This is a genomic window from Streptomyces ochraceiscleroticus (genome assembly GCF_000720485.1).
GTDB lineage: Bacteria > Actinomycetota > Actinomycetes > Streptomycetales > Streptomycetaceae > Streptomyces > Streptomyces ochraceiscleroticus.
The window spans coordinates 246,762-261,128 of the sequence record NZ_JOAX01000008.1 but is presented as its reverse complement, the minus strand read 5'-3'; the positions used below and the strand labels follow the sequence as shown (position 1 = coordinate 261,128).

Annotated in this window: 12 protein-coding genes; 3 read left to right on the top strand and 9 right to left on the bottom strand. The window is 73.2% G+C overall.

Features of this window, described 5'->3' with window-relative positions; genetic code table 11:
* Nucleotides 1–31 precede the first annotated feature (31 nt).
* Together IG84_RS42210 and IG84_RS0113315 are read right to left on the bottom strand one after the other, a co-directional pair.
* Nucleotides 32–3,883: an AfsR/SARP family transcriptional regulator gene (locus IG84_RS42210; protein ID WP_245659338.1), complete on the bottom strand. Its 3,852-nt coding sequence runs from the start codon at nucleotides 3,881–3,883 to the stop codon at nucleotides 32–34.
* Nucleotides 3,884–3,945: 62 nt separating this feature from the next.
* Complete coding sequence (locus IG84_RS0113315; RefSeq protein ID WP_031055440.1) at nucleotides 3,946–4,404, bottom strand: DUF6578 domain-containing protein; 459 nt, start codon at nucleotides 4,402–4,404, stop codon at nucleotides 3,946–3,948.
* A gap of 138 nt (nucleotides 4,405–4,542) precedes the next feature.
* Between IG84_RS0113315 and IG84_RS0113310 the strand changes: the two genes are divergently transcribed.
* A complete protein-coding gene (locus tag IG84_RS0113310) occupies nucleotides 4,543–5,331 on the top strand; it encodes a site-2 protease family protein (RefSeq protein WP_031055439.1) in 789 nt (262 codons plus the stop codon).
* Nucleotides 5,332–5,338: 7 nt separating this feature from the next.
* Here IG84_RS0113310 and IG84_RS0113305 read toward each other — a convergent pair whose 3' ends face one another.
* The 7 genes from IG84_RS0113305 to IG84_RS0113275 all read right to left on the bottom strand — a co-directional run bounded on the left by IG84_RS0113305 (nucleotide 5,339) and on the right by IG84_RS0113275 (nucleotide 11,682).
* Nucleotides 5,339–5,584, bottom strand: a complete 246-nt coding sequence (locus tag IG84_RS0113305) for a hypothetical protein (RefSeq protein WP_031055438.1) — start codon at nucleotides 5,582–5,584, stop codon at nucleotides 5,339–5,341.
* Nucleotides 5,585–5,778: 194 nt separating this feature from the next.
* Complete coding sequence (gene npdG / locus IG84_RS0113300) at nucleotides 5,779–6,519, bottom strand: NADPH-dependent F420 reductase (protein ID WP_031055437.1); 741 nt, start codon at nucleotides 6,517–6,519, stop codon at nucleotides 5,779–5,781.
* A gap of 58 nt (nucleotides 6,520–6,577) precedes the next feature.
* A complete protein-coding gene (locus tag IG84_RS0113295) occupies nucleotides 6,578–7,423 on the bottom strand; it encodes a carbohydrate ABC transporter permease (protein WP_031055436.1) in 846 nt (281 codons plus the stop codon).
* Complete coding sequence (locus IG84_RS0113290; RefSeq protein WP_031055434.1) at nucleotides 7,420–8,337, bottom strand: carbohydrate ABC transporter permease; 918 nt, start codon at nucleotides 8,335–8,337, stop codon at nucleotides 7,420–7,422. Before IG84_RS0113290 ends, IG84_RS0113295 begins: the two co-directional genes overlap by 4 nt.
* Nucleotides 8,334–9,686 carry an ABC transporter substrate-binding protein gene (locus tag IG84_RS0113285; protein WP_031055431.1) on the bottom strand — a complete coding sequence of 451 codons (1,353 nt, stop codon included), beginning with the start codon at nucleotides 9,684–9,686 and terminating at the stop codon, nucleotides 8,334–8,336. The genes IG84_RS0113290 and IG84_RS0113285 overlap by 4 nt, the downstream gene beginning before the upstream one ends.
* Nucleotides 9,683–10,786 (bottom strand): sialidase family protein, encoded by a 1,104-nt coding sequence (locus IG84_RS0113280; RefSeq protein WP_031055428.1) that lies wholly within the window; start codon nucleotides 10,784–10,786, stop codon nucleotides 9,683–9,685. Before IG84_RS0113280 ends, IG84_RS0113285 begins: the two co-directional genes overlap by 4 nt.
* Before the next feature lie 206 nt (nucleotides 10,787–10,992).
* Nucleotides 10,993–11,682 (bottom strand): FadR/GntR family transcriptional regulator, encoded by a 690-nt coding sequence (locus tag IG84_RS0113275; protein WP_031055424.1) that lies wholly within the window; start codon nucleotides 11,680–11,682, stop codon nucleotides 10,993–10,995.
* Between the two features lie 146 nt (nucleotides 11,683–11,828).
* Here IG84_RS0113275 and IG84_RS0113270 point away from each other — a divergent pair, with 146 nt between their 5' ends.
* Nucleotides 11,829–12,788 (top strand): dihydrodipicolinate synthase family protein, encoded by a 960-nt coding sequence (locus IG84_RS0113270; RefSeq protein WP_031055421.1) that lies wholly within the window; start codon nucleotides 11,829–11,831, stop codon nucleotides 12,786–12,788.
* Complete coding sequence (locus IG84_RS0113265) at nucleotides 12,785–14,272, top strand: sialate:H+ symport family MFS transporter (RefSeq protein WP_037800119.1); 1,488 nt, start codon at nucleotides 12,785–12,787, stop codon at nucleotides 14,270–14,272. The genes IG84_RS0113270 and IG84_RS0113265 overlap by 4 nt, the downstream gene beginning before the upstream one ends.
* Nucleotides 14,273–14,367: the final 95 nt, after the last annotated feature.

Here is a 14,367-nt window from a genome sequence, read left to right as displayed (position 1 = left end):
GAGGTCCCGGTCGGTTCGTCGGGAACGGGGGTCAGATGAGGTCGAGGGCCTCGTCGAGGGGGAGAGCGGCGCCCTCGGCGTGGGCGGACGCGTAGTCCGCCGCGCCGAGGACGGCGCGTACGGCCGCTTCGGCCGCCGCGCGGGAGATGCGGAGGATGCGCGGCGTGTGCTGCCGGGGTGCGCGCAGCGCGTCGAAGGCGCCCAGCAGCCGGGCCCCGTCCGCCGCGCCGTCCGGGCCGCCGGTCACGGCCAGCACCCGGGCGGCGAGGGGCAGTTGGGACAGCGGCAGATCGGGGGTGACGGCATGGGTGAGCGGGGAGCGCATCTTCGCGACAGCCCCGCGCACGGCCTCCAGTACGCCGTCGTAGCGCCCCTCGTCCGCGTCCAGCGCGGCCAACGCCCCCTCGACCATGCCGAGGAACATCTCCGGCGCCGACCGCTCGAGGAACTCCTCCCGTACGAGCAGGAGGTGGTGCCGGGACTCGTCGGTCCGGCCGGCGGTCGCCAGCCAGGTGGCGAGCTGGATGCGGGCGTAGGGGACGGCGTCGCGGCTGTGCCGGCTTTCGTCCAGCACCTCGTGCAGCAGCCGCTCGCCCTGCTCGACGTCGCCCGACTCGATCAGCGCGCCGCCCAGCCGGGTCTTGAGCAGCGGGAGCTGGCCGTGCGCGCCGAGGTCCGCCGCGTACCGCATCGCGGCGCGGTAGTCGTCGGCAGCGGAGCCGTACTCGCCGTGTCCTTCGCGGGATTCGCCGCGTCCGGCCAGCGCCTCGGCGACTCCCCAGGCGTCGCCGATCCGGCGGAAGATCTCCAGCGCCTCGCCGGCGTCGCGCGTCGCCTGGGGCAGGCCGCCGGGCCGGTCGTTCTGGATCTTCGCCCGGAGCTGGAGGATGAACGCCAGCTCCCAGTCGTAACCGAACTCCCGGCAGCCGCGCACGGTGTCGTCGACCAGCTCGACCAGGTCCGCGAAGCGGCCGGTCAGCATGACGGCGTAGAACCACATCACGCCCGGCACCCGGCAGGTCTGCGGCAGCCCGCCGCGGTAGGCGCTGATGATGCCCCGCAGCTCCTCCTGCTGCTCGAAGCGCTGCAGCGCCTCCATGTCGCCGTCCACGCTGGCCAGCGCGACCAGCCGGACCTCCCGGCGGGCTTCGAGGAGCTGCTCGGGCGGCATCGGGGGCGGGGCGTCGATCGGCCGGGCGGACAGCGGCGGGGCCGGGGTGACCGGCGGCAGGAAGGGGTTCGGGCCGAGCGCGGCGGCCGCCGTCGACCAGGTACGGGCGTCGCCGCGGTGGTCGCGCAGCGTCCAGAACCACTGCAGGGACAGGACGAGGCAGAGCGCCTCGTGCTCGTCGCGCGCGGCGACGGCGCGGCGCAGGGCGGTGCGGAGGTTGTCGTGCTCCCGCTCCAGCCGGTCCAGCCAGTGGCGCTGCTCGGGGCCGCGGAGCAGGGGGTCGGCGGCGCGGGCGAGTTCGCGGTACGCGACGAGGTGGCGGCGCTCGACCACGGCCCGCTCCCCCGCCTCGTCCAGCCGCTCCCCGGCATACTCCCCGACGGTCTCCAGCAGCCGGTACCGCATCTCCCCACCGGCCGACGGCACGGCCACGACGAGCGACTTGTCGACAAGCGACCCGAGCAACGGGGCGATGTCGCCGGGGGCGACTGGGGCGACGGGTACGGGGGCGCCGAGTCCGGGGGCGTCGGGCCTGGAGGCGACGGGCCCGGAGGTCTCGGGCCGGGAGGCGACGGGCCCCGAGGCGCCGGACCCGGAGACGACGGGCGCGGACGCAACAGGCCCCGAGGTGCCGGGCCCAGAGGCCACGGGCCCCGAGGCCACGGGCCCGGACGCGACGGGCCCGGACGCGACGGGCCCGGAGGCGACCGGACCCGAGACGGCCGGACCCGAGGCGCCGACCCCGGACGCACCGGCGGCGCCGGACCCCGAGGCGCCAGGCTCGGATGCGGTGGGCCCAGAGGCGACCGGACCGGAGACGCCGGACCCCGAAGCGACCGGACCCGAGGCGGCCGGTTCGGCGGTGGGTGTGGGCGGCGTGGTCTCCGGGGCGTCCGCGCAGACCGATTCCGCCGCGGCGAGGTCCGTGCCGCCGGAGAAGACGGAGAGGCGGCGGAGGACCGCGCGTTCGGGCGCGTCGAGCAGGTCCCAGGACCAGTCGACGACCGCGCGGAGGGTCTGCTGGCGCGGCAGTACCGTACGGCTGCCGCTGGTCAGCAGCCGGAAGCGGTCGTCCAGACGGTCCGCGATCTGGCGCGGCGCGAGCGACCGCAGCCGGGCGGCGGCCAGCTCGACGGCCAGCGGCAGGCCGTCCAGGCGGCGGCAGATCTCGGCGCACGCCTCCGGGTCGTCCTCGATACGGAAGCCGGGCCGGGCCGCGGCGCCCCGGTCGGCGAGCAGCCGCAGCGCGACGGGGTCGGGCAGCGGCTCCACGGGCCTGACCAGCTCGCCCGGTACGGCGAGCGGCTCCCGGCTGGTGGCCAGCACGCTCACGCCCGGGCACTCGGCCAGCAGCCGTTCCGCGAGCCGGGCCGCCGCGTCGACGACGTGCTCGCAGTTGTCCAGTACGAGCAGCATCCGGCGGCCCGCGCAGTGCTCGGCGAGCTGCGCGAGCGGGTCGAAGGCGAGCGGGTCGGCGGCCGCCCGCAGCCCCTCGGCGGCGCTGCCGCGGACCACGGTCTCGCGGGCGCCGAGCGCGGTGAGCACGGCTTCCGGCACCGTGCCGGGGTCCGCGACGGGGCCCAGCTCGGCGAACCACACGCCGTCCGGCCAGGCCCCGGGCGCGCCGGCCGCCGCGGCCTCCGCCCCCTCCTGCGACAGCCGCGTCTTCCCGGCGCCACCGGGCCCGAGCAGCGTCACCAGGCGGTACGCGGCCAGGTCGGCGCGGAGCGCGTCGAGCTCCGCCTCGCGCCCGACGAACGAGGTCAGCCGCGCCCGCAAATTCCCGGCGGGCCGCGGCGCCGGGCCGGGGGCCGGAGCCGAGCCGGGCGCCAGAGCCGAGCCGGGCGCCAGAGCCGAGCCGGGCGGACCGGGCGTCGAACCCGGGCTAGGCGTCGAACCGGGCGTCGAACCCGGACCGGGCGTCGAATCCGAGTCGGACGCGGCTGCCGTCTCCAAAAGCTCCGCGTGCAGAGCGCGCAGCGGCGGCGACGGGTCCGTGCCGAGGCGGTCGGCGAGGTCGGCGCTGAGGGCCGCGTACGCGGCCAGCGCCTCGGCCGTGCGGTCCGTGGCGCGCAGGGCGCGCAGCCGCAGGAGCTGGAGCGGCTCGTCGAGAGGGTGCCGGCGGCACAGCGCGGTGAGGGCCGGCAGCGCCTCGTCCGCGCGGCCGAGCGCGAGATCGGCGGCGAGGCGGGTGCGCCGCGCGTCCAGGTGCAGCCGTTCGATCCCGGCCGCCTCCGCGACCGCGTCCGGGAGGTCGGCGAGGGCGGGCCCGCGCCACAGCGCGAGCGCGTCGTCCAGCAGCGCGGCGGCCTTCGCCGGGTCGCCGTCCGCCAGCGCCCGCTCGCCCTCGGCCGCCAGCCGCTCGAAGCGGTGCAGGTCGACGTCGTCGGGGTCGGCGGCCAGGTAGTAACCGCCGGTCACGGAGACGACCGCGGCATGGCCGAGGGCCCGCCGCAGCCGGCCGACGAGCGCCTGGAGCGCGGCGCCCGCGTCCCGCGGCTCCGAGCCGGGGCCCCAGACCTCCGCGATCAGCGTGTCGGGCGTATGGGGGCGCCCCGGCGTGCGCGCGAGCGCGGCGAGGAGTGCGCGCAGGCGGGCGCCGCCGAGGGCGACGGCACTCCCGTCGTCCCGGCATGCCTGGGTCGTCCCGAGGATTCCGTAACGCACCGGCCCATTGTCCTCCACAGCCCGTACGGCCTGGCCGTCCCCCATCACCGCCCGCTTCCCCTCATCCCCCGTTGTCCCCGTCCGTCACCTGCTCCCGCCCCGACGGCTCAGGTCCCCTCGGGCGCCCCCTGGGCGGTGCGGTCCGCCGGCAGTACCTCCAGCTCCACCAGGGCGCCGCACTCCGCCACGTAGTGGTGCCGGTCGTCGTCCGGGCCGTCGGCGAACCACTTCGGACAGGTGCGGACGGGGCGCAGGCTGCGCTCGCCGGGCACCGGCTCGTATGTACGGCAGCCCGGGCGGCGACGGTAGCCCTGGCTGACGATGTGGATCGCGCGCACCCGGCCGGTGACCGGCGCCGGGTCGTCGGGGTCCGGGCCGTGGTTGTTCCGCTCCCAGTCCCACATCTCGTCCACCGTGCGCTCCACCGTCCAGCTGACCTCGTCGCCGACCGAGAAGGGGGTGCCGCAGCAGCCCATTTCCCAGTCCGCGTAGAACACCCGGCGGACGCCGGCGGCGGCGTCGTCGGCGGCGTTCTGGGGAGAGACGTTCGAGCCGGGTCCGGTCATGGATCCAGCCTGCCTGGAACCACGGCATACCGCTCCTCGTTTTCCGTTGTACGATCCGCCGCCCGCCCACCCGCCACCGGCCCCCGCCGCGCAGGACCCGCCCCGCACACCCCGCCCATCCCTCAGGAGCACCGCACGATGACCACCGCAGTACGGCGCGCGGACCGCCGCGTCAGTCCCGTCTTTCTCGCGCTCGTCGCCGTCATGGCGGCGTCGGGCTGGTACGTGTGGACGGACCAGCTCGCCACGAACACCGGCGTCGCCGTGTTCCTGTTCGTGGTCTCGGGGTGGATCGTCTCGCTGTGCCTGCACGAGTACGCACACGCCCGCACCGCGCTGCACAGCGGCGACATCTCGATCGGCGCGAAGGGCTATCTGACGCTCAACCCGCTGAAGTACACTCACGCGCTGCTCAGCATCGTGCTGCCGGTGATCTTCGTGATCATGGGCGGGATCGGGCTGCCGGGCGGCGCGGTGTTCATCGAGCGCGGCCGGATCAGGGGCCGCTGGCGGCACAGCCTGATCTCGGCGGCGGGCCCGCTGACGAACATCCTGTTCGCGGCCGTGGTCACCGCGCCGTTCTGGCTGGGCGCGATGGACGGCGTGCCGCAGCCGTTCCGGTACGCGCTCGCGTTCCTGGCACTACTGCAGGTGACGGCCGCGATCCTGAACTTCGTCCCGGTGCCGGGGCTGGACGGGTACGGCGTGATCGAGCCGTGGCTGTCGCACAAGCTGCGGCGGCAGGTGGAGCCGTTCGCGCCGTTCGGCCTGCTCGCGGTCTTCGGGCTGCTGTGGGCGCCGGGCGTGAACCAGGCGTTCTTCGAGGTGGTGGACGCGATCCTGCGGGTACTGGGCGTCTCCCAGATCGACACCTACCTCGGGCAGGAGTTCTTCCGCTTCTGGCAGGGCGAGCCGCAGACGTTCTAGCGGGTCTCTAGCCCTGGGCCTGGCCCTGGGCCTCGGCCTGCTCCCGCTCCTCCGCGGCCGCCCGCTCCAGCTTGGCCCGGCGCAGGTAGAACCACGCCATGTTGCTGGAGACGCCGGCCATCAGGACCCAGGCGATGCCGATGAGGTTGCCCGCCGCGAAGGAGACGACGGCCGCGACGACCGCCAGGACGCAGACGACGAGGGCGAAGACGGCGAGACGCCGGGCCGGGCCGGACGGGGGCAGGGCGGGCATGGGAGGGGGCTCCTGTCGGGGTACTGCGTATGCGGTCCCCTCCAGTGTCCCCCATGCCCGGCTCCGCCCGACTCCGGCCCGCCGCTCACCGCTCACCGCTGGACCGGACCGCGAGCCCGCCCCGGCCCCGGCGGCGCCGCGCCCGTCACACGTCGTGACGCGCAGCCGGTCACGCCTCGTGACGCGCAGCCCCGTCAGACGTCCGTGACCCGCAGCCCCGCATGTGCCTTGTACCGCCGGTTGACCGAGATCAGGTTGGCGACCAGGGACTCGACCTGGTGCGCGTTGCGCAGCCGGCCGGCGAAGGTGCCGCGCATGCCGGGGATGCGGCCGGCCAGCGCCTGGACCACGTCGGTGTCGGCCCGCTTCTCGCCGAGCACCATCACGTCCGTGTCGATCTCCGCGACCTCCGGGTCCTGCAGGAGCACGGCGGAGAGGTGGTGGAAGGCGGCCGTGACGCGTGACTCCGGGAGCAGTGCGGCGGCCTGCTCGGCGGCGCTGCCCTCCTCGGGCTTCAGCGCGTAGGCGCCCTTCTTGTCGAAGCCGAGCGGGTTCACGCAGTCCACGACGAGCTTGCCGGCCAGCTCCTCGCGCAGCGCTTCGAGGGTCTTGGCGTGGCCCTCCCACGGCACGGCCACGATCACCACGTCCGAGCGGCGGGCGCACTCGGCGTTGTCCGCGCCCTCGACGCCGAGGCCGAGCTCGTCCGCCGCGGCCTGCGCCCGCTCCGCCGCGCGCGAGCCGATGATCACCTTCTGGCCCGCCCGGGCGAACCGGTACGCCAGGCCGCGGCCCTGGTCACCGGTGCCGCCGAGCACGCCCACGACCAGCCCGGAGACGTCCGGCAGATCCCAGGGGTCCCTCTTGAGCGCCTTCTTGGCTTCGGTCGCGACATTCACGGGAGTCGTGGGCTTCGCATCGTCAGGAGTAGTCATGCCAGCGATACTGGCACGCCCCGTCCGGCCAGGGCAGCCGGGCGCGACGTGCCGGTGATCACGCCTTCACGCTGCCCTCGGTGAGCCCCGTACGCCAGTACCGCTGCAGCACGGTCATCAGGATCATCAGCGGCAGGACGGAGAGGAACGCGCCGCCGACGGTGTACTGGTACAGCTCCGGCTGCCGGTCGGCGTAACCGGTCCAGGAGGTCAGCCCCAGCTGGATCGGATACAGGTCGGAGTCGGAGAGCATCACCAGCGGCAGGAAGTAGTTGTTCCAGATGTGCACGAACTGGAAGAGGAAGACGGTGACCAGCGCGGGGATCATCAGCCGCAGCCCGAGGCCGGAGAAGATCCGCCACTCCCCCGCGCCGTCGATCCGCGCCGCCTCCAGCAGCGAGTCGGGCACGGCGGCGGCCGCGTAGATCCGGCAGAGGTAGACACCGAAGGGGCTGACCACGCTGGGGATGAGCACGGACCAATAGGTGTTGGACATCCCGAAGCCGCTGAAGAGGAAGTACAGCGGCAGCGCGAGCGCCGTGCCGGGGATCAGCACTCCGGCCAGGATGACGTTGAAGATCCCTTCCCGGCCCGGGAAGGGGAACTTCGCGAGCGCGTAGCCGGCCGCAGCGGACAGCAGCGTCGCGGCGAGCGCGCCGACGCCCGCGTACAGCAGGGAGTTGGCGAACCAGCGGACGTAGATGCCGTGGTCGTACGTCAGCACCTCGCCGAGGTACTGGAGCGGGCGCGGGTTCGCGAACCAGAAGCCGAAGCTGCCGAAGAGGTCGCCGCTGCTCTTCGTGGCGGAGACCACGAGCCAGTACACCGGTACGAGGAAGTAGACGGCGGCGACGGTCAGCAGGGTGCAGGTGAGGATGCGGTAGCGGAGCTGTACGGGGGTCACCGGCCGTCCTCCTTCCCGCGCTGTCCGACCAGCCGCAGGAAGCCGAACGACAGGACGCAGGCGACCAGCGCCAGCAGGACCGCCTCGGCCGCCGCGAGGTGCTGGTTGTTGCCGACGAACGCCTCGCTGTAGGCGTGCAGGTTGGGGGTGTAGCCGGAGTCGATGGAGGAGGCGAGCGGCCGCAGCACCATCGGCTCGGCGAAGAGCTGGAGCGTGCCGATGATGGAGAAGACGCAGGTCAGGACGAGGGCCGGGCGGATCAGCGGGATCTTGATGTGCAGGGCGACCTGGCGTGCGTTCGCGCCGTCGATGCGCGCCGCCTCGTACAGCTCCTGCGGTACGGCCTTGAGCTGGGAGATCAGGACGAGCATGTTGTAGCCGGTGAACTGCCAGGTGACGATGTTGGCGATGGACCACAGGACCGTGCCGCGGGAGAGGAAGTCCACGTCCCAGCCCACCTCCTGGGCCATCTTCACCAGCGGGCTGATGCCGGGGACGTAGAGGAAGCCCCACAGGATCGAGGCGATCACGCCGGGCACGCCGTACGGCAGGAAGAACGCGCTGCGGAAGAAGGTCACCCAGCGGGCGCTGGCGCTCTCCAGGAGCAGCGCGAGGACGGTCGCCAGGATGATCATGAGGGGGATCTGTACGGCGCCGAAGAGCAGCACCCGGCCGAAGCCGGAGAGGAAGCGGTCGTCGGCGAGCGCCTGCGCGTAGTTGGCCAGTCCGGCGAAGACCTCGGTCTCCGCGCCGCCGAGGCCGAGCGGCCCGGTGCGCTCGGTCTTGTGCAGGCTCTGCCAGACCGCGTACAGGATGGGCGCGATGAAGCACAGCAGGAACAGGGCGAGGAAGGGCAGCAGGAAGCCCGCGGCGGCGCGCGCGTTGCGGGCTTCCGTACGGGTCGGCCGTCTCACCCGCCGCTCTCCACCTTCAGGCCCTTGCCCTTGAGGTCGCTCACGGTCTGCGCCTGGACCTTCTTCAGCACCGAGCGGAAGGAGTCGCCGCTGCTCAGCGCCTCGGTGAAGGCGTCGCCCAGGCGTTGGTAGAGGGTGTCGACGCCGGGTCCCCACTGCCAGCTCGTGTCGACGTGGTCACCGGCCTTCCGGAAGACCTGGCTGTACGCCTGTCCGCCGAAGAAGTCCTTGTGGACGTCCAGGTCGCTGGTCTCGTAGCCGGTCTTCGCGCTGGGGAACCCGTAACCGCCCTCGATGAGCAGCTTGATCGCTTCGGGGTCGGTGTTGAGCCAGACGGCGAAGTCGAGGGCGTCCTTGGGGTAGGTGGCGCCCGCGAAGACGGCGGTGGTGGAGCCGCCCCAGTTGGCCTGGGCGTCGGCGCCCTTGGTCCACTGCGGCAGTGGCACGGCGCGCCACTTGCCCTTGGTGTCCGGCGCGTTGCCGACCAGCAGCGCATCGCCCCAGCTCGCGCCGAGCCAGGCGGGGATGGCGCCGGTCTGGATGTCCTTGTACCAGGCGTTCTGCCGGTCCGGGATGGTCTTGACCAGCTTCTGCTTGACCAGTCCCTCCCAGTAGTCGGCGACCTTGCGGGTGGGCTCGTCGTCGAGGGCGACGGTCCAGTTGTCGCCCTCGACGGCGTACCACTTGGCGCCGGCCTGCCAGGCGTAGCCCGCGAAGCGGTTGCCGTTGGTGGGCGCGAAGGTCTCGATCCAGGCGCCCTTCTTGCGGATCTTCTTGGCCGCGGCCTCGTACTCGTCCCAGGTGGCGGGCGGCTCGATGTCCCACTTCTCGAAGAGGTCCTGGCGCACGAAGAGGCCCATCGGCCCGGACGCCTGCGGGATGGCGTAGACGCCCTTCCCGAAGACGGACTGCTGCCACTGCCAGCCCACGAACCTGCTCTTGTACTTCTCGCCGCCGACGGTGGTCAGGTCCAGCAGCCCGTTGTCCAGCAGGAAGCTCGGCACGACGGGGAACTCGATCTGGCCGAGGTCGGGCGGGTTGCCCGCCTTGATCGCGGCGTGCATCTTGGCGTACTGGGCGCCGTTGACGGCCGAGACCTTCTCGACCTTGACCTGGACCTCGGGGTGCTCGCTGTTCCACAGGTCGACGGGCTTGTCGATGCCGGGCACCCAGGACCAGAAGGTCAGCGTGATCTTCTGTCCCTTCTTGCGCTCCTTGGGCGCGGCCTTCTTGTCCTCGCCGCCGTCACCGCACCCGGCCAGCGCGAAGCCGGCGGCCACGGCCGCGGCCCCGCCCAGCACGGCTCTGCGGCGCGCGCCGCCCGGAAAACTCGTGTCGTACGTCCTCATGCCAGCTCCTCCACGGGGATGCGGCGGAAGGTGATCGTTGAGTAGGCGCTGAAGTCGCCGGTTTCGTAGAGCAGTCCGACGGTGTCGGGGTCGGTCCGTACGAGGTCGGAGTAGGCGGCCGGGAGGCCGTCGACGGCGTGTGCGTCGTACCAGGTCAGGCCCTGGTCGCGGCTGGCGCGTACGGTCATCAGGGCGCGGGAGGCGCGGTCGGCGGGGGCCGAGAAGAGCAGCACGTCCGGGGTGCCGAGGTGCAGCACGCTGCCCTGGACGACGGGCGCGGCGAGTCCGGCCTGGGAGCGGAAGGGCTTCTCCAGGTGCGCGCCGCCGTCGGCGGAGTAGGCGTCGACGCGGGTGCCGGGCGCGTTGGAGTCGTTGCGGGCGTTGAAGTAGAGGCGGCCGCCGGGGAGTTCGGCGGCGGTGGTCTCGTTGGTGTTGATGTAGCCGTTGGGGTTGGAGTCGGTGTAGCCGATCCGCCAGGTCGCGCCGGAGTCGTCGCTGAGCAGGACGTGGCCGCCGTTGTAGCGGCCCTCGGCGCCGGTGTCGCCGGGCACGGTGGGCGCGATGGAGTGGTTGGCGGGGACCACCAGCCGGCCGGCGTACGGGCCCTCGCGGACCTGGAGCGCGTGGCCGGGGGTGGTGGCGTACCAGCGCCAGTTCGACCGTTTGACCTGTGCGGTGATCTCGCGCGGGGTGCTCCAGGTCAGCCCGTCGTCGTCGCTGTACTGGAGCCACACGCGGCGGCCGTCGGCGGCGGAGACCTCGCCCCGCAGGATGGCGCTCTCGGTGGCGCTGCCCGCGTTGCGTACGTGGACGAGCACGACGCGGCCGCGGTGCGGGCCGGTGTGCAGGACGACGGGGGCAGGGTTGCCGGCGGTGCCGGTGCCGTTGTTGTCGACGACGGTGAGCGGGCCCCAGGTGCGGCCGCCGTCGGTGGAGCGCTTGAGCACGAGGTCGATGTCGCCGGTGTCGGACGCCGAGGCGACGCGGCCCTCGGCGAAGGCCAGCAGGGTGCCGGCCCCGGTCACGACGACAGCCGGGATGCGGAAACTGGCGTAGCCGCCGGTCCCGGCTCTGAAGGGTTGCGAAGTCTCGTACGGCACGGGCAGCCCCTAACGACCGGACGTAGGACGTCCCTTGTCCTGCGGCGACCATAGGGAGCGCCCAACGGGGCGTCAAGGCACCCGACATGACCCGTGTCGCTCGCCTCGCGCGAATGCCACAGGCAACGGAACTGCGGGTGAACTGCGGCTGTACGCAAGGGGTACGGGCGCGGCGGGCTTCCTGGAGGACCTCGCCCCCTGGCCCGTTACACGACGCCCTTCAGCCGCTCCCGGATGCCGTCGAAGTGCCGGTGCATCGCCTCGACCGCGCGGTCACCGTCGCCGGTCTCCAGCGCGGTGACGATCTCCGCGTGCTGACGCCAGGTCACCTCCGGGTCCTGGCTGCTGTCGTCCAGGTCCTTGCGGACCCGGCGCAGCGCGTCCCAGAAGGCGTCCAGCACCTCGCTGAGCAGGTGGTTGCCGAGCGAGCGGTACAGCGCGAGATGGAAGGCGCGGTCGGTGCCGCTCTCCACCCGGCCGGCCGCCGCCTCCTTCTCCATCCGGTCGACCAAGTCGCGCAGTACGGTCAGGTCCTCCGCCGGCAGGCTGCGCGCGACCGCCCCGACGAGCCCGGCCTCCAGCGCCTCGCGGACCTCCATCAGCTCGTACAGGCTGGCCTCGCCCTGGTGGTGGCGGACCGCGGCCCGGAAGGCGACGCCCTCCACGAAGGGGTCCAGGGTGAGCGACCCGACGTAGGTGCCGAAGCCGTGCCGGATCTCGACGATGCGCATGGCCTGCAGCGCCTTGAGCGCCTCGCGGACGGAGTTGCGGCTGACGTCGAGCAGCTCGACCAGCTCGGCCTCGGTGGGCAGCGGGTCGCCGGGCACCAGCTTGCGCCGCAGGATGAGCCGCTTGATCTGCGCCTGGACGTCCTCGGACATCGTGCCGCGCGCCATGTGTCTGCCTCTCCGTCTCGCCGGGGTGGATCCGGATGATCCGGCCGGCGACCTCTTGACCGGCCGCTCCGGGCCGGGTCTATTGTGACCCAGACATAGGACATCCCATGTCCTACATCCGATCTCTGGCCGCTCGGGAGCCCGTCATGGCACTGCCCACCCCGCTGACCGGCGTCGTACCGCCGGTCTGCACCCCCCTCGACCCGCGCGGCGAGGTCGACACCGGCTCGCTCGGGCGGCTGGTCGAGCACCTGGTCACCGGCGGGGTGCACGGTCTCTTCGCCCTCGGCTCCACCAGCGAGGTCGCCTATCTCACCGACGCGCAGCGGGCCACCGCGCTGGAGGCCGTGCTCAAGGCGGCGGACGGCCGGGTGCCGGTGCTGGCGGGCGTCATCGACACCACCACCGCCCGGGTGCTCGACCACGCCCGCACCGCGCAGGCGCTGGGCGCCGACGCGCTCGTGGCCACCGCGCCGTTCTACACCCGTACGCACCCGAAGGAGATCGCCGGGCACTTCCGCGCGATCCGGGCCGCCGTCGACCTGCCGCTCTTCGCATACGACATCCCGGTCGCCGTGCACAGCAAGCTCCCCGGCGCGCTGGTGCGGGAGCTGGCCGAGGACGGCACGCTGGCCGGGCTCAAGGACAGCAGCGGCGACGAGGGCGGGCTGCGCCGGCTCCTCGTCGAGCTGGGCGGCAGGGACGGCCGCCGCATCGGCCCGGCCCCGGACTTCGCGGTCCTCACCGGCTCCGAGCTGACCGTGGACGCCGCGCTGCTCGCCGGCGCGGACGGCGTGGTCCCGGGCATCGGCAACGTCGACCCGGCCGCCTACGTCCGGCTGTACGACGCGTGCCGCGCGGGCGACTGGGCGGGCGCCGCGGCCGAGCAGGAGCGGCTGGTCGCGCTCTTCGGCATGGTCGACGCGGGCCCGGAGGCGGAGATGGGCCGCAGCTCCTCGGCGCTGGGCTCCTTCAAGGCCGCGCTGCACCTGCTCGGCGTCATCGGCCACCCGGCCACCGCGGCACCGCAGCTCCCGCTGGGCCCGGAGTCCGTGGCCGAGGTCGCCCGGCACCTGACCGCCGCGGGCCTGGAGCCGGTCCGTTGACCGGCACCGCGCGCCCGGCGCGCAAGGCCGCCCTCCCCTGGTACCGGGAGGTGAGCCCCACCCAATGGAAGTCGTTCTTCGCCGCCTGGATCGGCTATGTCCTCGACGGCTTCGACTTCGTGCTGATCACCCTGGTTCTGACGGAGATCAGCGCCGAGTTCGAGCTGAGCACGGTGCAGGGCGCGAGCCTGATCTCCGGCGCGTTCATCACCCGCTGGCTCGGCGGCGCGGTCCTCGGCGCGCTCGGCGACCGCTTCGGCCGCAAGGCGTCCATGGTGGCGAGCATCCTGCTCTACTCCCTCGGCACCTTCGCCTGCGGCTTCGCCTGGGACTACACCAGCCTCTTCGTGGCCCGGCTGCTGATCGGCATGGGCATGGCCGGCGAGTACAGCGCCAGCGCCACCTACGTACTGGAGAGCTGGCCGGCCCGGGTCCGCGGCCGGGCCAGCGGCTTCCTGATCTCCGGTTTCTCGATGGGCTCGGTGCTGGCCGCCGAGTGCTACAAGTGGGTCGTGCCCGCGCTCGGCTGGCGCTGGATGTTCTACATCGGCCTGGCCCCGATCGTGATCGCGCTGTGGGTACGGCGCTCGCTGCCCGAGGCCGAGGAGTGGAGCGCTGTTGTGGCTGGGCAGGAGACCAGGCCCAATCCCTTCCGCCCACTGTTCGCCACACCGCTCCGCGCAAGCGTCAACACCGTGCTGACGGTCGTGGCCACGCTGTCCCTCTTCGGCGTCTTCACGCCGGTCGGCGCGGGCGCCGTCCCGCTGCTCTCCGTCCTCTCCGGCGTCACCCTGGCCGCGCTCGCCGTCCAGCTCGGCGGCCGCCGCGGCTGGCTGCTGTACCTCGCGCTGATCGTGACGGTCTTCGTCGCCTTCCTCTACACCTGGCCGATCCAGGCACTGCTGCCGACGTATCTGAAGACCGAGCTGCACTACTCCCCCGGCCAGGTCACCAACGTCCTGTTCTTCGCCGGCTTCGGCACCATGGCCGGCTGCTGGCTGGCGGGCTTCGTCGGCGACTGGATCGGCGCGCAGAAGGCGTACGCGTTCACCCTGCTCGCCTCGCTGGTCTTCGTCTTCCCCGTCTTCGCCGCGCGTGACAACCTGCTGGTCCTCGGCGTCCTGCTGTTCGTCCTGCAGGCCCTCAGCTTCGGCATCTCCGGGCTGCTGCCGCGGTACATCGGCGGCCACTTCCCGACCGAGAACCGGGCCGCGAGCCTGGGCTTCACCTACAACGTGGGGGCGCTGGGCGGCGCGGTGGCGCCGGTACTGGGCGCGAGCCTCGCCGAGGGCCGGTCGCTGGGCAGCTCGCTGGCGCTGCTGACCTTCGCCGGTACGGTCCTGGTCGTGCTGCTGGTCGGCTTCGACGTGCCGGCCCGGCTGAACCGGTTGCTCGACCCGGACGCGCCCCGCGACCACCTGGCTGCCGAGGAGTCCGCGGTGGCGGGCGCGGGACCGGCCGCGCGCGTGCAGCAGGAGGCGTAGAAGGTCCGCGACACCCCACCGAACAGCCATTACTCGTACGAGTGACGCCGTTCGAAGGGCGCTCCGGCGGCGCGCGTGCCGCGGCAGGATGCGGG

Bases quoted from the DNA above. Each gene is read 5' to 3' on its own strand.
- IG84_RS42210 (WP_245659338.1), bottom strand. From the start codon at position 3,883: ATGGGGGACGGCCAGGCCGTACGGGCTGTGGAGGACAATGGGCCGGTG.
- IG84_RS0113315 (WP_031055440.1), bottom strand. From the start codon at position 4,404: ATGACCGGACCCGGCTCGAACGTCTCTCCCCAGAACGCCGCCGACGAC.
- IG84_RS0113310 (WP_031055439.1), top strand. From the start codon at position 4,543: ATGACCACCGCAGTACGGCGCGCGGACCGCCGCGTCAGTCCCGTCTTT.
- IG84_RS0113305 (WP_031055438.1), bottom strand. From the start codon at position 5,584: ATGCCCGCCCTGCCCCCGTCCGGCCCGGCCCGGCGTCTCGCCGTCTTC.
- npdG (WP_031055437.1), bottom strand. From the start codon at position 6,519: ATGACTACTCCTGACGATGCGAAGCCCACGACTCCCGTGAATGTCGCG.
- IG84_RS0113285 (WP_031055431.1), bottom strand. From the start codon at position 9,686: ATGAGGACGTACGACACGAGTTTTCCGGGCGGCGCGCGCCGCAGAGCC.
- IG84_RS0113275 (WP_031055424.1), bottom strand. From the start codon at position 11,682: ATGGCGCGCGGCACGATGTCCGAGGACGTCCAGGCGCAGATCAAGCGG.
- IG84_RS0113270 (WP_031055421.1), top strand. From the start codon at position 11,829: ATGGCACTGCCCACCCCGCTGACCGGCGTCGTACCGCCGGTCTGCACC.